We start from the raw sequence: 21,831 nt of genomic DNA, 5'->3' as shown, positions 1-21,831 counted from the left end.
TGACAACTACGCTACGGCCCACCGGCCGTAGCGCGGTACTTATGCCTGTTCGCGCAGGCGTTTGGCTGCCAGCACCATGTTTTCCAGCGACAGCCGGGTTTCCGGCCAGCCGCGGGTTTTCAGGCCGCAGTCCGGGTTCACCCACAGGCGCTCAGCCGGGATGTTCTGCGCCGCTTTGCGCAGCAACGCTTCGATCCATTCCACGCTTGGCACGTTCGGCGAGTGAATATCGTAAACGCCTGGGCCGATTTCGTTCGGGTATTCAAACTCTTTGAACGCTTCAAGCAGGTCCATATCGGAGCGTGAGGTTTCGATGGTGATCACGTCTGCATCCAGCGCCGCGATAGAGTCCATGATGTCGTTGAACTCGCAGTAACACATATGGGTGTGGATCTGCGTGTCATCTTGCGCAACCGCTGCGTTGAGCTTGAAGGCATCCACCGCCCAGCGCAGGTAAGCCGCCCAATCAGATTGGCGCAGAGGCAGGCCTTCGCGCAGCGCAGGTTCATCGATCTGGATGATGCCGATACCGGCTTTCTCCAGATCCGCCACTTCGTCACGCAGCGCCAGAGCGATCTGTTTGGCGATCACTTCGCGGCTGACGTCTTCACGCGGGAACGACCAGCACAGGATGGTTACCGGCCCGGTCAGCATCCCTTTCACCGGTTTGTCGGTCAGCGACTGGGCAAACTTGGCCCATTCGACGGTGATCGGCTGCGGGCGGCTGATGTCGCCAATGATGATCGGTGGCTTCACGCAGCGGGAACCGTAGCTTTGCACCCAGCCGTTCTGGGTAAAGACGAAGCCGTCCAGATTTTCACCGAAGTATTCCACCATGTCGTTACGCTCGGCTTCGCCGTGCACCAGCACGTCCAGCCCCAGGCGTTCCTGCTCGGCGACCGCTTGCTTGATGTGCTCGCCGATGCTGGTGCGGTAGTTGTTGCCGTCCAGGCGGCCCTGTTTGAAGTCCAGGCGCAGGCCGCGGATTTCAGTGGTTTGCGGGAAAGAGCCGATGGTCGTGGTCGGCCAGGCTGGCAGATTGAAACGCGCACGCTGCGCTTTCGCACGTTCGACATACGCATGCTGGCGTTCGATATCGCGGGCGGTAATGGCGGCCAGGCGGTTTTCCACCTGCGCATTGTGCACACGGGTGGATTCACGGCGTGCACGGATTGGCGCGCTGTAGGCATCCAGCTGTTTCTGCTTATCGGCATCCGGCGCATTCAACGCCTGGGTCAGCAGCGCCAGCTCGGCACATTTTTGCAGTGCGAAGGCAAACCAGCTCTTCACTTCATCGTCCAGGCGAGTTTCCACGCTCAGATCGATAGGGCTGTGCAGCAATGAGCAGGAAGAGCCGATCCACAGTTGGCGGCTCCCCACCAGCGGTTGCAGGCGATCAAACCAGTTGCTCAGATCGGCGCGCCAAACGTTGCGGCCGTTGATCACACCCAGAGACAGCAGCCAATCTTGCGGCAGCGCCTGGTTGAGCGCGGTAACGTCGTCATGGCCGGCGACCAGATCCACATGCAGCCCTTGTACCGGCAGCGCACGGATGGTGTCCAGATTATGGCCGATGCTGTCGAAGTAGGTGGTCAGCAGCAGTTTTACCTGGCCTTGCAGCGCTTCATACGCCGGTTTGAAGGCGTTCAGCCATTCCTGCGGCAGCTCCAGCACCAGCGCCGGCTCATCAATCTGCACCCACTCAACGCCGCGTTTCGCCAGTTCGGCCAGCACTTGCTGATAAACCGGCAGGATGTCTTTCAGTAATGACAGGCGATCGAACTGTTGGCCTTTCACTTTGCCCAGCCACAGGTAGGTTACCGGCCCCAGCAGCACAGGCTTGATTTTGTGGCCCAGCGCCAGCGCTTCGTCAACTTCGTCCAGCAGTTGGGTCCAGCCCAGTTTGAACTGCTGGCCTTTTTGGAATTCAGGCACCATGTAGTGGTAGTTGGTGTTAAACCACTTGGTCATTTCCGCCGCGGCGGCAGGTTCGCCAGTTGGCGCACGGCCACGGCCGATGCGGAACAGCGTATCCAGATCGATAGAACCCTCTTTGTTTTGGTGGCGGGCAGGCACGTTGCCCAGCAGCAGGCTGGTGGTCAATACGTGATCGTACCAGGCGAAATCGCCGACCGGCACCAGATCCACCCCGGCTTGCTGCTGCTGTTGCCAGTGACGAGCGCGCAGCTCGCGGCCAACCGCTAACAGTTCTTCCTGCGTTGAGTTACCTGCCCAGTAGCTTTCCTGCGCTTTTTTCAGTTCACGACGCAGACCAACGCGTGGAAAACCCAGTGTGTGATTCAAAATTGCCATCGTCATATTCCCATTTAGCCGTCCAGATGTTTACACATCTATAATCAGCAGGTACTGTATTAACCACAAGCGCAATTTATTCACTGTCACTGTGAAGGACTCTCATGATCGAACTGAAACACTTAAGGACATTGCAGGCACTGCGCAATACTGGTTCGCTGGCCGCTGCCGCTGCACAACTCCATCAAACCCAATCGGCGCTTTCGCACCAGTTCAGCGATCTGGAGCAGCGCCTGGGGTTCAAACTGTTCGTTCGTAAAAGCCACCCCCTGCGTTTTACCGCCCAGGGCGAGATCCTGCTGCAGTTGGCAGAACAGGTTTTACCGCAGATCCAGCAGGCGCTGCAGGACTGCCGCGAACCGCATCAGGCAACGCTGCGCATCGCCATTGAGTGCCACAGCTGTATCCAGTGGCTCACGCCGGCGCTGGACAACTTCCGCCAGAGCTGGCCGCAGGTGGTCATGGATTTTAAATCCGGCGTGACGTTTGATCCACAGCCGGCGCTGCAGCAGGGCGAGCTGGATCTGGTGATGACCTCCGACATTCTGCCGCGCAGCGGGCTGCACTATTCGCCTATGTTCGATTTTGAAGTTCGGCTGGTGCTGGCGCCGGACCATCCTCTGGCGGCCAAGGCGCGGATTGAACCGGAGGATCTGGCGGATGAGACGCTGATGATTTACCCGGTGCAGCGCCAACGGCTGGATATCTGGCGCCACTTTTTGCAGCCGGCGGGCATCAGCCCGGCGCTGAAAAACGTCGATAATACGCTGTTGCTGATTCAGATGGTGTCCGCCCGCATGGGCATTGCCGCCCTGCCGCACTGGGTGGTGGAAAGCTTCGAGCGCCAGGGGCTGATCGTCACCAAAACCTTGGGCGACGGTCTGTGGAGCCGGCTGTATGCGGCGGTGCGCGACGGCGAACAGCGCCAGGCGGTAACCGAGGCCTTTATTCGCTCGGCGCGCCAGCATGCGTGCCAACACCTGCCGTTCGTACGCGATGCCGGCCGCCCAGGGGCACCGGCGCTCACCACGCTACAGCCCTCACCCTAGCCTTCTCCAATCCCCCTCACCCTAACCCTCTCCCACAGGGAGAGGGAACCGTTCGGCGTTGGTTGCGGCCCTCACCCTGGCCCTCTCCCACAGGGAGAAGGAACCGTTCGGCGTTGGTTGCGGCCCTCACCCTAACCCTCTCCCACAGGGAGAGGGAACCGTTCGGTGTTGGGTTGTGGCCCTCACCCTGGCGGGAGAAGGGATCGTTCGGCGTTGGATTTGGACATTGCCGTGCGTATTACAGCAAACACGGTTTCCCCCTTTTGAGCGCCGGGCGGCTTTTCTCCCTCTCCCTATGGGAGAGGGTCGGGGTGAGGGAAGCGCGGTTCAGCTTTTGCTGTTCGGCGCCACCCAGCGGCGGTGCACCCACAGCGAAGCGACAATCACCGCGCCGCCGATCAGGAAGCTCGGCCAGTGCGGCTGCTGCTGCCAGATCGCCAGGTTAACCAGCAGCCCGGCGGGCACGTGCATATTATTCATGATGCCCAGCGTACCGGCATCCACCTGGGTCGCGCCGTAGTTCCACATGAAGTAGCCCAGCCCAGAGGCCACGACGCCCAGCCAGATCAATACCCCCCACTGCAGGCCGGTGGTCGGCAGTTGCTGCGGGTTGCCCCACAGGCACCAGGCGAATACCGCCACGATCAGCGCCCCCAGGTAGAACCAGGAAAATGCGGTATGCTGCGGCAACGGATGCACTTCCATCAGGCGCTTATAACCCACCATGCCGATAGCAAAGCAGATATTCGCCGCCTGCACCAGCAACAGCCCCCACCAGAAATGCTCGCTCACCTGGTGATAACGGATAATCGCCGCGCCCAGCACCGCCAGCAGCGCGCTCAGCACATAGCTCCAGCGTGGGCGCCGGCGGCTAATCACATCGTAAATCAGCGTGACATACAACGGCGTCAGCACGGTAAACAGCAGGAATTCCGGCACCGTCAGGTACATGTAAGCGCGGAAGCTGAACAAATACATAATGCCAAGCTGGAAAGCGCCAACGATCATGTACAGCAGGATCACGCGCGGCCGGATGTTGCGCCAGCGCAAGAACGGCAGAAACACCAGCGCCGCCAGCCCGATGCGTATCAGCACCGAAAACCAGCTATCCACCTGCCCCGCCAGATATTCGCCAATCAGGCTAAACGAGAACGCCCATAAAATGGTGGTAATAACCAGAAGAAACACGTCAGTTTCACCCTAATATACTCATCATACTTCAAGTTGCAGGTACGTTGGCTTTCCTCGCTCACCCCAGTCACTTACTCCAGTAAACTCCTGGGGACTCGCTGCGTTGCCGCCTTCCTGCAACTCGAATTATTTAGAGTATGAGTCAGAAAAGGCGATTGTAACGGAAGGCGGGCGGCCATGTGGCACAAAGGCGGTTGACGTCTGTTTGAAAATTGCTCTTATCGCAAATTTAGCGCGTTGGGTTATGCTTAAGGCAGGGAGAACATGATGAAAACACCAGCACTCTTTATCGCTTTGCTACTGCTGGCCTGGCAGGCCGGCGCACAAAATCTGAATGCCGCTGCCGGCGTGCAACCGTTAAATCAGGACAGCGTACAACAGCAGCGTATGTTGGATAACCAACAGCGGGAACAGCGCCGTTTACAGCAGCAACGCCAGTTTGACGCTAACCAACAGCGGCTGCAGCAAACATCCCCCGGTAATAGCCGGTTGATCCCTAACAACAATCAACCGCGCTCCCCGTTTGATCGCAGCGCGCCGTCCGTGCCGCAGGCGCCGCTGCCTGCCGCTCCCGCCGGTTAATCACGCAAAATCAGGGCCGATCAAATCGATCCGGTCAGTACAGATGCAATCAACCCCCCAGCCCAGCAGTTGGCGCGCGCGTTCCGGGCTATTGACGGTATAAACCAGGATCCGCAGCCCGGCGTCTTTTAGCGCATTAACCCGCTCCGCCGTCAGTTCACGATGGTTGATGTGCAGCGACACGCAGCCCAACCGTTCGGTCAATGCGCGCCAGCCGTCGTCCCAGGCATCCAGCAGCAGGCCACGTGGTAATTCAGGCACCGCCGCCTGTGCCGCCGCCAACGCCTCAACGGAAAAGGAAGACAGCAACGGATCGGTCTGCCCCTGCCACAATAAACGCGCCGCCTGCGCCACCGTGCGGCCGGTCACCTCTTCCGCGCCGGTGGTCGGTTTAATCTCGATGTTGGCCATCATGCCGTGTTGCCGGCAACGTTCAGCCACCTGCGTCAGCAACGGCAGGGGCTCGCCTTTAAACGCGGCGCTATACCAGTTGCCGGCGTCCAGTTGCACCAGCTTTTCCCAGGGCAGCGCGCCCGCCACGCCCCAGCCGTTGCTGGTGCGCTCCAGGGTATCGTCGTGCAAGAGGAAAATTTGCCCATCCTGGGCCAACTTGGCGTCAAATTCGATCATCCGGTGCCCGTGGCGGGCGCCGACATCGATCGCCGCCAGCGTATTTTCCGGCGCCAGAGAACCGCCGCCGCGATGGGCGACGATAGGAGGATAAGGCCAGGCAGTCGTCATTATTCAATCCGTAACCCGCTATGGGTATCAAAAAAGTGCAGCGCCTGCGCGGGCAGCTGCACATAAAGTGTGCTGCCGACAGACGGCATGGTTTCATGGCTCAGACGCGCGATCACACCGTTGCCGCCCCACTGCCCGTGCGCCAGATTATCGGCGCCGAGCAGTTCCAACGTTTGCATCACCAGCGGAAGGCCGCCCTGCTCATGCGTAGTCAGTTGAATATGCTCCGGCCGAATGCCCAACGTCAACTGGCGCCCGCTCCATTCCGGCCGGGCCTGCGGCAACGGCAGCAGCGTGCCATCCGCCAGTTGCAGCTGCTGGCCGTTGATGCTGACGGTCCCCGGCAACAGGTTCATCGCCGGCGAACCGATAAAGCTGGCGACGAACAGCGAAGCCGGGCGTTGGTACACTTCACTCGGCGTGCCGATCTGCTCGGCCACGCCTTTGTTCATCACGATCACCCGTTGCGCCAGCGTCATCGCCTCCACCTGATCGTGCGTCACATACAGGCTGGTGGTCTTCAGCCGCCGGTGCAATTGCTGCAATTCCAGGCGCATCTGCACGCGCAGCTTGGCGTCCAGGTTGGACAAAGGCTCATCAAACAGGAACACCGCGGGTTCGCGCACAATAGCGCGCCCCATCGCCACGCGCTGGCGCTGGCCGCCGGACAGCTCGCGCGGTTTGCGCAACAGCAGCGGCCCCAGTTCCAGAATGCGCGCCGCTTCCTCCACCCGCTGGCGAATGTGCGCTTTGCCAAAGCCGCGGATCTTCAGGCCGTAGGCCATGTTGTCGTACACGCTCATGTGCGGGTACAGCGCATAGTTCTGGAACACCATGGCGATGCCGCGGTCCTTGGGCTCCAGGTTGGTTACCCGCTCGGTATCAATATAGATATCGCCACTGCTGACGCGCTCCAGGCCGGCCACCATACGCAGCAGAGTGGATTTGCCGCAGCCGGATGGGCCGACCATCACAATAAACTCGCCGTCGGCCACATCGAGATCAAAAGGCTGAATCACCGCGGTTTTGCCGTCATAAGATTTGGTGACTGCCTGTAATTTTAAACCTGCCATTGCGGGTATACCCTTATTTCTCACTATCAACCAGGCCGCGCACAAACCAGCGCTGCATCAGAAGCACCACCGCCAGCGGTGGCAATAAAGTCAGGAACATCGCCGTCATCACCTGGTTCCACTGCGTCGGCGCGCCGGAGGTAGAAATCATGCTTTTGATGCCGGCCACGGCGGTGCCCATCTCTGCGTCGCTGGTGATCAGCAGCGGCCACAAGTATTGGTTCCAGCCGTAAATGAAGGTGATGACAAACAGCGCGGCCAGATGGGTCTTCGACAGCGGCAGCACGATGTCCCAGAAAAAGCGCATCGGGCCGGCGCCGTCGATACGCGCCGCTTCCAACAGCTCATCCGGCAGCGTCATGAAGAACTGGCGCAGCAGGAAGGTGGCGGTCGCCGAGGCCACCATCGGCAACGTTAACCCGGTGTAGCTGTCCATCAGGTTAAGGTTGGAAATCACCTCGACCGTCGGGAAAATGCGCACCTCTACCGGCAACATCAGGGTGAGGAAAATCAGCCAGAAGAACAGGCTGCGCAGCGGGAAGCGGAAATAAACGATGGCGTAAGCGGAAAGCACCGAGACGACGATTTTGCCGACGGTAATGCCCAGCGCCATAATCAGGCTGTTAAGCAGCAACAGCCAGAACGGCGCCTTGAGGTTGCCCACGCCGTTTTGCCAGATATAGCTGATGTTGTCCCACAGGTGGCCGCCGGGCACCAGCGTCATCGGCACCTGAAACACCTGCTGATCGTCCAGCGTGGCGGCCACGAAGGCTACGTACAGCGGGAACAGCACCAGCAGTACGCCGATAATCAGCACCACATGGCTGAAGATATCCAGCCCGCGTCGGTTCTCAATCATTGGTAACGCACCTTACGCTCAACAAAGCGGAACTGGATCACCGTCAGGCCAATCACCAGCAGCATCAGGATCACCGACTGCGCCGCCGAACTGGCCAGATCCAGGCCGGCAAAACCTTCGCGATAAATCTTGTAGATCAGCGTGGTGGTGGACTGCACCGGGCCGCCGCCGGTGGCGGCATCGATCACCGGGAAAGTATCAAAGAAGGCGTAAACCAGGTTCACCACCAGCAAGAAGAAGCTCACTGGGGTAATCAGCGGCAGCACCAGGTTGAAAAAACGCCGCACCGGGCCGGCGCCGTCGATCGCCGCCGCTTCCACCAGCGAGCGCGGGATAGACTGCAACGCCGCCAGGAAAAACAGGAAGTTGTAGCTGATCTGCTGCCATACCGAAGCCAACACCACCAGGAACATCGCCTGCCCGCTGTTTTGCGCGTGGTTCCAGTCATAGCCCAACCCATGCAGCACATAGGTAATCAGCCCCAGGCCGGGGTTGAACAGGAAGATCCACAGCACCGCCGCCACCGCCGGCGCCACCGCGTAAGGCAGGATCAGCAATGTGCGATAAATGCGGCTGCCGCGGATCACATAGTCCACCAGCGCCGCCAAAAACAGGGAAACCACCAGCCCAATGCCCGCAACCAGAAAGCTGAATACCAGCGTGGTGTAAAACGAATCCAGGTACAGCGGATCGCTGAACAGTTGGCGGAAGTTCTCCAGGCCGACGAACTGGCTGGAAATGCCGAACGGATCGAGAGTTTGTACCGAGTACCACAGCGCTTCACCGGCGGGCCATAAGAAAAAGACGGCGGTTATCAGCAACTGCGGCAGCACCAACAGATAAGGCAGCCAGCTACAGCCGAAACCAGGGCGGGACGAGGACATAGAGTTAACCGTTAGTTAGTTGGGCCGCGTTGCCGCCGCCCGCACTACCCCCTCTTCCCGCAGGAGAGAGGAGGGGGATCGATCGTATTTGCCGCAAATAAACCGGCAAACGCATTACTTGGTTGAGGCCTCAAAGCGGCTCAGCAAAGCATCACCGCGCTGTACGGCAGCATCCAGCGCTTGCTGTGGGGTTTTCTTGCCGGTCCAGACGCTTTCCAGTTCTTCGTCCACCACGGTACGGATCTGCGGCATATTGCCCAGGCGCAGGCCCTTGGTGAACGGCAACGGCGGTTTATTCAGCATCTGGCGCGTTGCCACATCGGCGCCGGGGTTCTTATCGTAGAAGCCCTGCTGCTTGCTCAGTTCATAAGCGGCGGTGGTAATCGGCAGGTAGCCGGTTTTTTGGTGCCATTCTGCGGCGATTTCCGGCTGCGCCAGGAACTGCAGGAATTCAGCAACGCCTTTGTAGGTTGCGGCATCTTTGCCGTTCATCACCCACAGGCTGGCGCCGCCGATAATGGCATTCTGCGGCGCTTCTTTAACGTCAGCGTCGTAAGGCATCATACCCACGCCGAAGTTAAACTTGGCGTAGTGTTTAATATCCGCCAACGAGCCGGAAGACGCGGTGGTAATGGCGCAGTCGCCGCTGTAGAACTTCTCGGTCGATTCATCCTTGCGGCCAAAATAGGTGAAATCCCCTTTCTTGTTCATCTCTTCCAGCATGGCGATGTGCTTCACCTGCAGCGGCTTGTTGAATTCCAACCGGGCGCTGGTGCCGCCAAAGCCGTTATTTTCCGTAGCAAACGGCACGCCGTGCCAGGCGCTGAAGTTCTCCAGTTGGATCCAGCCCTGCCAGCCGCTGGCATAGCCGCATTTCACGCCGGCAGCACGCAGCTTAGCGGTGGCGGAAGCCAGTGCCTGCCAGGTTTTTGGCGGCTGCTCAGGATCCAACCCGGCCTTCTTGAACGCATCTTTGTTGTAGTACAGCACCGGCGTTGAGCTGTTAAACGGCTGCGAAAGCAAATGGCCGCTCTTGTTGTCGGTGTAGTAGCCGGATACGGTCGGCACAAAAACCGACTCATCAAACTTGATGCCGGCATCGCTGAATACTTGGTACACCGGCTTGATGGCCTTGCTCGCCATCATGGTCGCCGTGCCCACTTCATACACCTGCAGGATGGCTGGCGATTTGCCTGAACGATAAGCGGCAATCCCCGCCGCCAGGCTCTGTTCATAGTTGCCTTTGTAGACCGGCACCACTTTGTAATCACTGTGCGCCTGGTTGAAGCGTTCCGCCAGGGAGTCCACTTCTTTGCCCAATTGGCCTTCCATCGAGTGCCAGAAGGGGATCTCGGTCGCCGCCAGTGCCTGGGAACTGACCGCCAGGGCCAGCGTAACGCACAGCGTGGTTTTACGAATAGCGTAGGTGAGCATGCCTAACTCCTGAAGAATCTGGTGGGGCAATATGCGCGTGAGCGAAAAGAATCAGTTTTTGTTCGGGAGCTAACATGCCATGCGCGGATGACAGAAAAATAACTAAAAGATGACAGCGGCGTGACAGCAGGGTGAAGTGCAGATTGCGATTTGATGTCGGCGGCAAGGGAAGCGCCCCTTGCCGCCGCAGGCATTACAGCGAACGGCGCAGGCGGGCGACCGCTTCCTGCATCTGTTGCTCGGAAGCGGTGGCGAACGACAGGCGGAACGTCGCGCGATCCGGGTTATCCGCAAAGAAATATTCCCCCGGCACAAACACCACACCCTGCTCCAGCGTGGTGGCCAACCACTCGGTGGCGTTGAACGGCTGGCGGAAGCGCGCCCACAGGAACATTCCGCCCTTCGGCCGGACGAAGCTGATGTAATCGCCCAGCTCTTGCTCCATCAGCCCGGCCAGCAGTTCGCCTTTTTCTTTATAGGCGGCGCGGATTTTGTCGATCTGCCCCGGCAGGCGATCCAGCCCCAGATAACATTCGACGATGCTCTGCGATAACGCGCTGGCGTGCAGATCGGCCGCCTGCTTGATGATCGCCACCTTGTGCAACAGCGCCGGCGGCATGATCGCCCAGCCCAGGCGCAGGCCTGGCGCCAGGATTTTCGAGAAGGTCGAGGTGTAGATGATGTTGTCGGTATGGCCCAACACCTGCTGCGCAACCTGGAACAGCGTGGCGTGGCGCTCTTGCGTAAAGCGCAGTTCGCCGTAGGGATCGTCTTCAATAATCAGGAAATGGTGCTCGGCCGCCAGTTTCACCAACTGCTCGCGGCGCTGCGCGCTCAGCGTCAGGCCGCTCGGGTTGCCAAAGTTCGGCACCACATACACCCCCTTGATTTTGCGGGTTTTCAGCAGTTCGGCCAGTTCATCAACCACCATGCCCTCGCTGTCGGAAGACACCGACATCACGTTGGCTTCCGCCAGTTCCAGTGTTTGCAGCGCTGCCAGGTAGGTCGGGCGTTCTACCACAAACACATCGCCGGGGTTCACCACGGCGCGCATCACCAGATCCAACGCCTGCTGCGAGCCGGCGGTGACCATCACATCCTCTGGGCGCGCCGTAATGCCGCGCGCGGTGCACAGCGTGCAGATACGTTCACGCAGCACCGGGCTGCCTTCGGTCAGGCCATACTGGAATGCGCTTTTCGGCTGCTCGGTGATGGCCTGCTGGGTGGCGATGTTCAGGCCTTCAAAATCGAACAGCGCGTCGGAAGGAATGCCGCCGGCCAGTGAGATAACGTGCGGCATTTTACTGTGTTTAAGCAATTCGCGAATTGCCGAACTTTTAACATTAACGATACGTTGCGCGAGGAGTCCTTCGGTACTCATTGTTCTCTTTTCTCGTAATCATGAACAAAAACGGGCGCAATACATTGCGCCCTTCTCTTGTATACCCTGGTTGTCTGGCAAGGGTTATCTCGTTACCCCCCCAGATAAGCCGATCTCACTGCTTCATTGGCCAACAATGCGGCACCGGTATCTTCCAACACCACGCGGCCGTTTTCCAGCACATATCCGCGATCCGCCAGTTTCAGCGCCTGATTGGCGTTTTGCTCGACCAGGAAGATGGTCATGCCTTCTTCGCGCAGTTGCTGAATGATGTCGAAAATCTGCTGGATAATGATTGGCGCCAGGCCCAGCGAAGGCTCATCCAGTAACAACAGCTTCGGCTGGCTCATCAGCGCCCGGCCGATCGCCAACATCTGCTGCTCGCCGCCGGACATGGTGCCGGAACGTTGGCTACGGCGCTCCAACAGGCGCGGGAACAGGCTGAACACCCGTTCAATGCGCTGCTGATACTGCTGGCGATCGGCAAAGAAGCCGCCCATCGCCAGGTTCTCTTCTACCGTCATGCGGGAAAACACCCGCCGCCCTTCCGGCACAATGGCCACCGCTTCACGCATAATGCGCGACGTTTGCCATTGGGTGATGTCCTGCCCTAAAAAGGTGATGGTGCCTTCGGTGGCGCGCGGTTCACCGCACAGCGTGCCCAGCAAAGTGGTTTTGCCAGCGCCGTTAGCGCCAATCAGGGTGACGATCTCACCCTGCTGGATGTTCAGACTAACCTGATGCAGCGCCTGAATTTTGCCATAATGGGCGGATACTTGATTAAATGACAACATAACGCGTTAAGCCTCGCCCAGATAGGCCCGGATCACATCCGGGTTATTACGAATTTCTTCCGGCGTGCCGTGTGCCAACGGCGTTCCCTGATTCACCACGTAGATGCGATCGGAAATCTCCATCACCAGCTTCATATCGTGCTCGATCAGCAGCACGGAAACCTTGTGCTGGCCGCGCAGCTCGACGATCAGGTGGTTCAGCTCGTCGGTTTCTTTCGGGTTCAGGCCCGCCGCGGGCTCATCCAGCATCAGCAGCTCCGGCCGCGTGACCATACAGCGGGCAATCTCCAGCCGGCGCTGCTGGCCATAGGCCAGGTTGCCGGCCGAACGGTTGGCCATCTCAAGCAGGCCGACGCGCTCCAGCCACACGGCGGCGCGATCCAGCGCGTCCGCTTCCGCCCGGCGAAACGCCGGGGTTTTCAGCAGCCCGGCGAAAATACCGCTTTTCAGGTGCTGGTGTTGCGCCACCAGCAGGTTTTCGATCACCGTCATTTCACGGAACAGCCGCACATGCTGGAAGGTGCGCACCACGCCCATGCGGGCTATCGCCTGGCCGGATAACCCTTCCAGGTGCCGATCGCGCAGCAATATCGTTCCGCCGGAGGGGCGGTAGAAACCGGTCAGGCAGTTGAACACCGTGGTTTTGCCCGCGCCGTTCGGGCCGATCAGCGAGACGATCTCGCCTTCATGCAGTTCCAACGCCACGTTGTTGACCGCCAACAGGCCGCCAAAACGCATTGACAGCCCTTCCACCGCCAGTAAAGGTTGCGCACTCATGCCTGTTCCCCCTTACCGGAATGGATAACCGCTTTCAACTGCGGGCGTTTCATCGGCAGCAACCCCTGCGGCCGCCAGATCATCATCAAGACCATCAGTGCACCCAGCAGCAGCATGCTGTATTCGTTCAGATCGCGCATCAGCTCACGGGACACCACCAGCAGGATCGCCGCCAGAATCACCGCAAACTGCGAGCCCATACCGCCCAGCACCACAATCGCCAACACGAAGGCCGATTCCACGAAGGTGAAGGATTCCGGGCTGACAAAGCCCTGGCGCGCCGCGAACAAGGTCCCGGCAAAGCCGGCAAACGCGGCGCTGATGGTAAAGGCGGTCAGCTTGATTTTGGTTGGGCTCAGGCCAAGCGAACGGCAGGCGATCTCATCTTCGCGCAGCGCTTCCCAGGCGCGGCCCAGCGGCATGCGCAACAGGCGGTTGATGACAAACAGCGTCAGCACCACCAACAGCAACGCCACCAGATACAGGAAGATAATGCGATCGCCCGGATCGTATTGCAGGCCAAAGAAGTTGTGGAACGTATCCCAACCGCCGTCGCGCGCGCTGCGGTTAAACTCCAGGCCGAAGAAAGTCGGTTTCGGAATTTGGCTGATGCCGTTCGGGCCGCCGGTGATTTCCGTGTTGTTCAGCAACAGAATACGCACGATCTCGCCAAAGCCCAGCGTGACGATCGCCAGATAGTCGCCGCGCAGGCGCAGCACCGGAAAACCGAGCAGGAAACCAAACATCGCGGTCACGATCCCTGCCAACGGCAGGCTTTCCCAGAAGCCCAGGCCGTAATAGTGATTCAGCAACGCGTAGGTATAGGCGCCAATGGCATAGAACCCGCCGTAGCCCAACACCAGCAGGCCAGACAGCCCCACCACCACGTTCAGGCCAAGGCCGAGCATCACATAGATCAGCGTCAGGGTGGCGATATCCACCGTGCCGCGCGAAACCAGAAACGGCCAGGCGACGGCGGCGGCGATCAAGACGGCGGCCAGCAGTTTCTGGCGCGGCGTGGTGCCGTCGAAGCTCGGCAGCACAAAAGACGGGCCAGAGACTTTTTTCATCCCTTGTTGCACCAACGGGCGCAGCAGTTGGAAGAAAAACACCACGACGCAGGCAATGCCGATCCACATCCAACGCACTTGCGCCGCGCCATGCACCACCAGTTTGGTGCCGTCCAGGCTCAGTTGCATCCCCATCAGGAACGACGCCATGACAAACAGCACCACCGTGGCGAAGATAGCGCCAAGCAGATTGAGTTTCATACTTTCTCAACCTCCGGACGGCCAAGGATGCCGGTCGGCATCACCAACAGCACCACGATCAACAAGGCGAAGGACACCACGTCTTTATACTCGGCGCTTAAATAGGCCGACGTCAGCGCTTCGGCCACGCCCAGGATCAGGCCGCCGATCATCGCCCCCGGAATGCTGCCGATACCGCCCAGCACTGCGGCGGTAAAGGCCTTCATCCCGGCCATAAAACCGATATACGGGTTAATCACCCCGTAGAACTGGCCTAGCAGCACGCCCGCTACCGCCGCCATCACGGCGCCGATAACGAAGGTCAGCGAAATAACCCGGTCGGTGTTGATGCCCAACAGGCCGGCCATTTTCAAATCTTCCGCACAGGCGCGGCAAGCGCGGCCCATGCGCGAATAGCGAATAAACATCGTCAGCGCCAGCATCGCCAGGAAGGTGACGATCCAGATCGTCAGTTGCATGGTGCTGATGGTGGCGGCAAAGCCGTTGCTTTCGCCCAGCACCCAGCCGCCGCTGACCAGACTTGGCAGCGCCAGATCGCGCGAGCCCTGGGTCAGGCTAACGTAGTTTTGCAAGAAGATAGACATACCGATGGCGGAAATCAGCGCAATCAGGCGCTTGGAGTTGCGCACAGGCTTGTAGGCCACGCGTTCGATGCTCCAGCCATAGGCGCTGGCGATGACGATCGAGACCAGAAACGCACTGCCGATCAGCAACCAGCCGACATCAATGCCCATCATCATCAGCGCGGCGATCACAATAAACGACACATAGCTACCGATCATGTACACCTCGCCGTGGGCGAAGTTGATCATGCCGATAATGCCATACACCATGGTGTAGCCAATGGCGATCAAGGCATAGGTACTGCCAAGGGTCACGCCATTGAACATTTGCTGCAGGAAATAGAGAAACTGCTCTGACATACTCTGACCTTTTTGAGGTGTTGTTGCGGCCAAAACGGCCCGGCCCAACGGCCCAAGGGGCAGAGAACGCGGATGCCGCGCCCCTGCCCCATCAGGCAAACTGCTTATTGGTGATTTAGTTCACCGGGGTTGATGTGCCGTCGGCATGCCACTCGAACACCCCGAATTCAAAGCCTTTCAGATCGCCTTTTTCATCCCAGCTCAGCGGCCCCATCACGGTTGGCACCGGTTCGCCGGTTTTCAGCGTTTTGACGATATCCGCCGGTTCCGCGCCTACGCGCTCCATCCCCGTGGTCAGGGACTGAATCGCTGCATAGGTGGTCCAGACGAACGGCCCAGTCGGATCCAGTTTCTTGGCTTTCAACGCATCGACAACCGGTTTGTTGGCCGGAACCTGGTCATAGCGTTTCGGCAAGGTCACCAGCATGCCTTCAGAAGCGGCGCCGGCAATGTTGGACAGCGACGAGTTACCCACCCCTTCCGGCCCCATGAAGCGGGCGTTCAGGCCGGCCTGTTTAGCCTGGCGCAGGATCTGGCCCATCTCTGGGTAATAGCCGCCGAAGTAGACGAAATCAACGTTCTCTTTCTTCAGGCGCGCCACCAGCGTGGAGAAATCTTTATCGCCCGCGGTGATACCTTCAAACAGCACTACGTCGGTCCCTTGCTTTTTCAGGCTGTCGCGCACGGAACGCGCCAGGCCTTCACCGTACTGCTGTTTGTCATGCACAACGGCGATACGTTTTGGCTTAATCGTGCTCAGAATGTATTTGGCAGCGGTTGGGGCCTGATCGGAATCCAGGCCGGTGGTGCGCATGATCATCTGGTAACCACGGGTGGTCAGATCGGCATTGGTGGCCGCCGGGGTAATCATGATCACGCCTTCATCTTCATAAATATCGGAAGCCGGCTGGGTGGAAGAAGAGCACAGGTGGCCGATAACATAGCGGATACCGTCATTAATCACTTTGTTGGCGACCGCCACGGCTTGTTTTGGGTCACAGGCGTCGTCGTATTCCACGCCAACCAGCTTATCGCCTTTGATGCCGCCCTTGGCATTAATGTCGGCAATGGCCTGACGCGCGCCGGTGAACTCCATATCGCCGTATTGAGCGACCGGCCCAGACATCGCCCCAACGATGGCGATTTTAATGTCTTTAGCCAGTGCGGCATGGCTCATCGCCATCGCGATACAGCCGGCCAACAGTGCTTTACCCTTTGTTAATTTCATCCGCGTAATCCCCATCTGTCGTGTAGTGAACATACCTGTTGTGTTTGTCGCCCATCATCGTTAGTTACGGTTTTTATTCATAAGTAATAATGGCTTAGGCGTTTTTGGGGTAAAATTTTTTAATAAAACTTTACTTTTCATACTATTAAACAGGAATTTTATGCTGCAAATCAACTGACATATTCAGAAACAAGCGGTGTAAACAGGATTTAATTCGGATTAAATTGGTGACAATATCAGCAATTAATAGTTAATTGTTCTTGTGTTTTGCGAATTAACTAACACATTACTCTGAAAATAAGGCTTACTAAAAACATTTCCCGCAGTAAACGTACAGAAAAACTTACACAATACGCTGGGCAGGATAATCGCCCGGAAAATGCACGTTTTTTACGCGTTCCTTGGCCCGGCGGGCAGCGCCACGTACAATGGCGGAATATCGTCTAACTGACTGGAATTGTGCATGAAACTCACCATAGAGCGCCTGGCGGCGTTATCGTCGCAAGATCTGATCGATCTGGGCAAAATTTGGCCGCAGCAGCAGCCGGGCGACTGGCAACGCTGGCTCAGCGAGGGGCGGGCGCTGTTTGGCGCGCGTTTCAATGAACGCCTGCTGGGAGCGGTGAAAGTCGAACTTGATGGCGGCAGCGCCCGGTTGCACGATCTGCAGGTGCGTGAGCTGACCCGCCGGCGCGGCGTGGGGCTGTATCTGATTGAGGATGTGCAGCGCCAAATGCCAGCGGTTAAGCACTGGCGGCTGTCTGCCGCAGAATTGCCAGCCGAGGCGCGTGATGCGCTAGGAGCGTTTATGCTCGCCTGTGGTTTTACGCAGCAGGGCGAAGACTGGCAGAAAGAAACACCGCGCGTTTAAAGTCATGCCCATTCGACGAAACGGTATATCCGCAAGAATTCGCTTCCCCCAAACAAAAATGCCAGTCAGATTTAACTGACTGGCATTAAGCTGCGGCAGAATTTCGGCCCAGAGTAAGTACGAACGAGCTTACGCCTCAATCGCCATTTTCAGTTTCTTCATGGCGTTTTTCTCCAGCTGGCGCACGCGCTCGGCGGAAACGCCGTACTGATCGGCCAGTTCCTGCAGCGTGGACTTATTATCGTCGTCCAACCAGCGGGCGCGGATGATATGCTGGCTACGCTCGTCCAACCCTTCCAGCGCATAGGCCAGTTTGTCGGCCGCGTTGCTCTCCCAGTTATCTTCCTCAATGCCTTCGGCGAAGTCGGAGCTTTTGTCCTGCAGGTACAGCATTGGCGCCATGGCCTGCCCGTCGCGGGTTTCGTCGTCTGGCGTAGGATCAAACGTCATGTCCTGTGCGGCCATGCGGGATTCCATCTCGCGCACATCTTTGCTGGTCACGCCCAGTTCGCGAGCAACCAGTTCCACCTCGTCCTGGTTGAACCACCCCAGACGCTGCTTGGTTTTGCGCAGGTTGAAGAACAGTTTGCGTTGCGCCTTGGTGGTCGCCACTTTGACGATACGCCAGTTACGCAGCACATACTCATGAATTTCTGCTTTGATCCAGTGTACCGCGAACGATACCAGGCGCACGCCCACTTCCGGGTTAAAGCGACGGACTGCTTTCATCAGGCCGATGTTGCCTTCCTGGATCAGGTCTGCCTGCGGCAGGCCATAGCCAGCATAGTTGCGGGCAATATGAGCGACAAAGCGCAGGTGAGACAGGATTAGCTGCTTAGCTGCTTCCAGATCGCCCTGATAATGCAGCCGTTCAGCCAGTTCCCGCTCTTCCTCTGCCGTCAGCATCGGATAGGCGTTGGCTGCCCGGATATAGGCTTCCAAGCTACCTTGGGGTACTAAGGCTAAAGTTTGCATTTCTTTGGTCATTCAAACCCTCTCTTGAGAAAACTATCGTGCTTGCAGGTGAATATTACGGCGGGGAGAGACTGATTTTACGGCAGTTGCTGTGCAAAACAGGTTCCGCTCGCCGGACACCTTAACATTTGCTGCAATTTTGGACCCTGTTGCAGCCCGTTAGTTCACTATTTTTTTACACCTGGAAAACCAGGCGACAGATAAAAAATAGCAGATTAACGGGAAATTGTGCGCTTAATTGAAGGAAGGATCCGCGGGATCCGCCAACACTCTTCTCCTGCAATAGGGTAACGCAGCAGGAGAAGAGTATAACAAAAAAACGTTATTGTGGTGTAAATCGGCGTAAATGTTGCACCGTCGCCAGCCAGGCGGCAATCCAACCGATCATCGCGGAAACAATCAACAGCAGCAAGGCTTCATCCCAGCCCAAACCGCGCAGGATAAAGGTGGTGCCAAAGACCTGCGCCACCCCGGTAACCACCGACTCCAGCTTCCACACCAGCGCCGACGAAAGTATCAACGACAGCAGCGCGCCGAAGAAGCCGAGCATCGCGCCGCCGTTGAGGAACGGCCGCAAAATAAAGCCATCGGTGGCGCCGATCAATTTCATCACGTTGATGGTATCGCGGCGGCTGAAGATGCTCAGGCGCACGCTGTTGCCGATCACCAGGAATACCGCCACGATCATCAGGATACCGATCATCGCCGCCACTTGGCCCACCAGCCCGGTCAATGCCGCCAGGCGGGCAAACCAGCTGTCGTCCATGCGCACTTCTTCCACGCCATGCACCGCCGCCACCCGATCGCGCAGGGTGTTGAGAGTATCCGCGCTTTGGAAATCCATCTTCGGCGTGATGATGGCCACCGCCGGCAGCGGGTTCTCTTCCAGCATATCCAGCGCGCCGCCAAAACCAGACCAGTTACGGAACTCGCCTAAGGCTTCTTCACGCGACAGGTAGTTCACCTTATCCACTCCGGCTTCCGCGCGGATGGCGTCCAGCACTTTCACCGCCGCATCGTCATCCAGAGACTTATCCAGGTATACCGTCAACTGCGGCGTGGGGTACCACTGGCTGGCCGCCTGGCTGACGTTCTTCCAGACGATGTAGCACACGCTCGGCAGCGTCAGGGAGATGGCGATCACCATCACCGTCAGCAAGGTTGCCAAGGGTTGGCGCAGCATATCGGCCAGGGCGTTCACCCAGGCATAGCGCCACTGTTCACGCCAGCCGCCGCGCAGCGCCTTCGCCTTGCTCTTGGCCGCGTTCGCGCCTTTTGCCGCTTTCACGTTATTCGCCATGATGTGCTCCCCCCACCATACGCCCCTGGCTTAGCGTCAGGATGCGATAATTGCGGCGGGCAATCAGCCCGGTATCATGGGTTGCCATCAGTACCGTCACCCCAACGCGGTTGAATTCTTCAAACAGACGCAGAATGCCTTCCGACAATGCGTCATCCAGGTTACCGGTTGGCTCATCCGCCAACAGCACCGCCGGTTTGTTCACCACCGCGCGGGCGATGCCGACGCGCTGCTGTTCACCGCCGGAAAGCTGAATCGGAAAGTTTTTCGCTTTATCCAACAGGCCAACTTTGTCCAACGCCGCAGATACGCGGCGGCGGATGTCTTCACCGCTGGCGCCGGCGATGATCAACGGCATCGCGACGTTGTCATACACCGTGCGATCGAGCAGCAGGTGATGATCCTGAAAAATCATGCCGATCTGGCGGCGCAGGAACGGCACCTCGCGGTTTTTCAACCGGCTGATGTCGTGCCCGCTAAACCAGATATGGCCGGCGCTCGGCCGTTCGATACCACAAATCAGTTTCAGCAGGGTACTTTTACCTGCGCCGGAATGGCCGGTCAGAAACGCCATCTCCGCCTGGCGCAGATGAAAATCCACCCCCTGCAGCGCCTGACGGCCGCCCAGATAGGCTTTACTGACCTGTTCAAAGCGAATCATCCGTATTAATCCTCTCGGGCAAAAAGTGCCTCAATAAAATCATCAGCCTTGAATGGCCGCAAATCTTCGATGCCCTCGCCTACGCCGATATAGCGGATCGGGATGCCGAACTGATCGGCAATGGCGAAGATCACCCCGCCCTTGGCGGTACCATCCAGTTTAGTCAGCGTAATGCCGGTTAACCCTACGGCCTCATTAAATAATTTGGCCTGGCTGACCGCATTCTGGCCGGTGCTGGCGTCGAGCGTCAGCATAACCTCGTGAGGGGCGTGCTCGTCCAGTTTTTTCATCACGCGCACGATTTTCTTCAGCTCTTCCATCAGGTGCGCCTTGTTCTGCAGGCGCCCGGCGGTATCGGCGATCAACACATCCACGCCGCGCGCCTTGGCGGCCTGCAAGGCATCGAAGATCACCGAAGCGGAATCCGCGCCGGTATGCTGCGCCACCACGGGAATGCGGTTGCGATCGCCCCACACCTGCAGTTGCTCCACCGCCGCCGCGCGGAAGGTATCGCCCGCCGCCAGCATCACCGATTTGCCCTGCGCCTGGAACTGGCGCGCCAGTTTGCCGATCGTGGTGGTTTTACCCACGCCGTTAACGCCGACCATCAGGATGACATACGGGGTTTTACCACTGATATCCAACGGTTGATCAACCCTGGCCAGAATTTCAGACATTTCTTCCTTCAGCTTGCCGTACAGCGCTTCCGCATCTTTAAGCTGTTTGCGGCTGGCATGTTGAGTAAGGGAATCAATGATTTTACGCGTGGTGTCGACACCCACGTCGGCAATCAACAGTTGCTCTTCCAACTCGTCGAACAGATCCTCATCAATTTTCTTGCCGCGAAACAGGCCGACAAAACCAGAGCCGAGGTTTTGTTTGGTTTTCACCAGGCTGCGTTTCAAACGGGCGAAGAAGCCTTCTTTGGTTGGGCGCTCCTGCTCCTGCGTTACCGCCGGCGCCAAAGCATCCTCTTCGTCTTCCGCTTCCTGAACGGCTTCCGGCTCGGCAGCTACGCTGGCGACAACCGCGATGCTCTCTGACGGTGCGGCTTCAGGCTCTGGCTGTTCCGGCTCTGGCAATTCCGGTTCTGCTTCTTCCTGTTTTGGCGCCTCCTCCTGCGCGGCAACCTGCTCGGTCACATTGACGATCTCTTCGGCCAGCGCCTGGGCATGATCCGCTTCCTGGTGCGCTTCCGGTTCGATCGGGGCGGCAGCGGTCACTGCTGGCTCAGATTCCTGGGCCGGCGCCGGGTTCGGCTCCACGTGCTCAGGGGCGGCCGGTTCCGCCGGCGTCTCCGCGGCCTGATTTTCCCCCGCTTCTACCGGCGGCTCAGGTTGCTGTTGCTCTTCTTCCTTCTGGCCGAACCCCAGCCAGGAGAAAAACCCGCGTTTCTTATCTTTTGCCATGTTCTGACCTTACTCCGTACCGATGGCGTGCAAATGCGACTAATTAAACCGCAGAGTCTACCACTTTCCCTCTCGCAGCAACACGCATGCGCGCTGCTTTCCGTTGTAAAATCAG

At 58.5% G+C, this 21,831-nt stretch carries 20 protein-coding genes; 3 read left to right on the top strand and 17 right to left on the bottom strand.

The features are described 5' to 3' along the window. Positions 1-39 precede the first annotated feature (39 nt). Positions 40-2,313 carry a 5-methyltetrahydropteroyltriglutamate--homocysteine S-methyltransferase gene (metE, locus tag ABFX35_RS20165; RefSeq protein ID WP_279024577.1) on the bottom strand — a complete coding sequence of 758 codons (2,274 nt, stop codon included), beginning with the start codon at positions 2,311-2,313 and terminating at the stop codon, positions 40-42. Positions 2,314-2,417: 104 nt separating this feature from the next. On the opposite strand from metE, the gene metR reads away from it, so the two are divergent. Next, positions 2,418-3,362 (top strand): HTH-type transcriptional regulator MetR, encoded by a 945-nt coding sequence (gene metR / locus ABFX35_RS20160; protein WP_279024575.1) that lies wholly within the window; start codon positions 2,418-2,420, stop codon positions 3,360-3,362. A gap of 327 nt (positions 3,363-3,689) precedes the next feature. Here metR and ABFX35_RS20155 read toward each other — a convergent pair whose 3' ends face one another. Continuing rightward, on the bottom strand, positions 3,690-4,550 hold the full coding sequence (locus ABFX35_RS20155; protein WP_121552768.1) for a carboxylate/amino acid/amine transporter: 861 nt from the start codon (positions 4,548-4,550) through the stop codon (positions 3,690-3,692). A 267-nt stretch (positions 4,551-4,817) separates the two neighbouring features. On the opposite strand from ABFX35_RS20155, the gene ABFX35_RS20150 reads away from it, so the two are divergent. Continuing rightward, entirely contained in the window at positions 4,818-5,135 is a 318-nt protein-coding gene (locus ABFX35_RS20150; RefSeq protein ID WP_230469433.1) for a hypothetical protein, read from the top strand. On the opposite strand, the gene ugpQ is transcribed toward ABFX35_RS20150, so the two are convergent. From ugpQ to ABFX35_RS20095, 11 genes are all read right to left on the bottom strand, one after another. After that, positions 5,136-5,876, bottom strand: a complete 741-nt coding sequence (ugpQ, locus tag ABFX35_RS20145; RefSeq protein WP_346082625.1) for a glycerophosphodiester phosphodiesterase — start codon at positions 5,874-5,876, stop codon at positions 5,136-5,138. Next, positions 5,876-6,949, bottom strand: a complete 1,074-nt coding sequence (locus ABFX35_RS20140; RefSeq protein ID WP_279026059.1) for a sn-glycerol-3-phosphate import ATP-binding protein UgpC — start codon at positions 6,947-6,949, stop codon at positions 5,876-5,878. Before ABFX35_RS20140 ends, ugpQ begins: the two co-directional genes overlap by 1 nt. Before the next feature lie 13 nt (positions 6,950-6,962). Next, positions 6,963-7,808, bottom strand: a complete 846-nt coding sequence (ugpE, locus tag ABFX35_RS20135) for a sn-glycerol-3-phosphate ABC transporter permease UgpE (protein WP_121552771.1) — start codon at positions 7,806-7,808, stop codon at positions 6,963-6,965. Continuing rightward, complete coding sequence (gene ugpA, locus ABFX35_RS20130) at positions 7,805-8,692, bottom strand: sn-glycerol-3-phosphate ABC transporter permease UgpA (RefSeq protein WP_095846313.1); 888 nt, start codon at positions 8,690-8,692, stop codon at positions 7,805-7,807. The genes ugpE and ugpA overlap by 4 nt, the downstream gene beginning before the upstream one ends. A 114-nt stretch (positions 8,693-8,806) precedes the next feature. Next, a complete protein-coding gene (ugpB, locus tag ABFX35_RS20125) occupies positions 8,807-10,126 on the bottom strand; it encodes a sn-glycerol-3-phosphate ABC transporter substrate-binding protein UgpB (protein ID WP_346082622.1) in 1,320 nt (439 codons plus the stop codon). Between the two features lie 193 nt (positions 10,127-10,319). Beyond that, positions 10,320-11,507, bottom strand: coding sequence for an aminotransferase-like domain-containing protein (locus ABFX35_RS20120; protein ID WP_346082620.1), 1,188 nt, complete (start codon positions 11,505-11,507; stop codon positions 10,320-10,322). A gap of 92 nt (positions 11,508-11,599) precedes the next feature. Beyond that, positions 11,600-12,301 carry a high-affinity branched-chain amino acid ABC transporter ATP-binding protein LivF gene (gene livF, locus ABFX35_RS20115; protein ID WP_279026064.1) on the bottom strand — a complete coding sequence of 234 codons (702 nt, stop codon included), beginning with the start codon at positions 12,299-12,301 and terminating at the stop codon, positions 11,600-11,602. A 6-nt stretch (positions 12,302-12,307) separates the two neighbouring features. Continuing rightward, positions 12,308-13,078, bottom strand: coding sequence for a high-affinity branched-chain amino acid ABC transporter ATP-binding protein LivG (livG, locus tag ABFX35_RS20110; RefSeq protein ID WP_279026065.1), 771 nt, complete (start codon positions 13,076-13,078; stop codon positions 12,308-12,310). Then, positions 13,075-14,349 carry a high-affinity branched-chain amino acid ABC transporter permease LivM gene (locus tag ABFX35_RS20105; protein ID WP_346082617.1) on the bottom strand — a complete coding sequence of 425 codons (1,275 nt, stop codon included), beginning with the start codon at positions 14,347-14,349 and terminating at the stop codon, positions 13,075-13,077. Before ABFX35_RS20105 ends, livG begins: the two co-directional genes overlap by 4 nt. Beyond that, positions 14,346-15,272 carry a high-affinity branched-chain amino acid ABC transporter permease LivH gene (livH, locus tag ABFX35_RS20100; protein ID WP_095846319.1) on the bottom strand — a complete coding sequence of 309 codons (927 nt, stop codon included), beginning with the start codon at positions 15,270-15,272 and terminating at the stop codon, positions 14,346-14,348. Before livH ends, ABFX35_RS20105 begins: the two co-directional genes overlap by 4 nt. A gap of 115 nt (positions 15,273-15,387) precedes the next feature. Further along, positions 15,388-16,500: a branched-chain amino acid ABC transporter substrate-binding protein gene (locus tag ABFX35_RS20095; protein WP_279026069.1), complete on the bottom strand. Its 1,113-nt coding sequence runs from the start codon at positions 16,498-16,500 to the stop codon at positions 15,388-15,390. 463 nt (positions 16,501-16,963) lie between these two features. On the opposite strand from ABFX35_RS20095, the gene panM reads away from it, so the two are divergent. Further along, entirely contained in the window at positions 16,964-17,371 is a 408-nt protein-coding gene (gene panM / locus ABFX35_RS20090) for an aspartate 1-decarboxylase autocleavage activator PanM (protein WP_279026071.1), read from the top strand. A gap of 129 nt (positions 17,372-17,500) precedes the next feature. On the opposite strand, the gene rpoH is transcribed toward panM, so the two are convergent. The 4 genes from rpoH to ftsY form a co-directional block, all read right to left on the bottom strand. Beyond that, positions 17,501-18,358 (bottom strand): RNA polymerase sigma factor RpoH, encoded by an 858-nt coding sequence (gene rpoH, locus ABFX35_RS20085; protein WP_095846326.1) that lies wholly within the window; start codon positions 18,356-18,358, stop codon positions 17,501-17,503. A 310-nt stretch (positions 18,359-18,668) separates the two neighbouring features. Continuing rightward, positions 18,669-19,646 carry a permease-like cell division protein FtsX gene (gene ftsX, locus ABFX35_RS20080; RefSeq protein WP_121552776.1) on the bottom strand — a complete coding sequence of 326 codons (978 nt, stop codon included), beginning with the start codon at positions 19,644-19,646 and terminating at the stop codon, positions 18,669-18,671. Then, positions 19,636-20,307: a cell division ATP-binding protein FtsE gene (ftsE, locus tag ABFX35_RS20075; RefSeq protein WP_095846328.1), complete on the bottom strand. Its 672-nt coding sequence runs from the start codon at positions 20,305-20,307 to the stop codon at positions 19,636-19,638. Before ftsE ends, ftsX begins: the two co-directional genes overlap by 11 nt. 5 nt (positions 20,308-20,312) lie before the next feature. Then, positions 20,313-21,716, bottom strand: a complete 1,404-nt coding sequence (ftsY, locus tag ABFX35_RS20070) for a signal recognition particle-docking protein FtsY (protein ID WP_279026074.1) — start codon at positions 21,714-21,716, stop codon at positions 20,313-20,315. Between the last annotated feature and the right edge of the window lie 115 nt (positions 21,717-21,831).

Source organism: Gibbsiella dentisursi (genome assembly GCF_039539505.1).
Lineage (GTDB): Bacteria > Pseudomonadota > Gammaproteobacteria > Enterobacterales > Enterobacteriaceae > Gibbsiella > Gibbsiella quercinecans.
The sequence above is the reverse complement of the archived record's forward strand: the minus strand, read 5'-3'. Positions and strand labels throughout refer to the sequence as shown.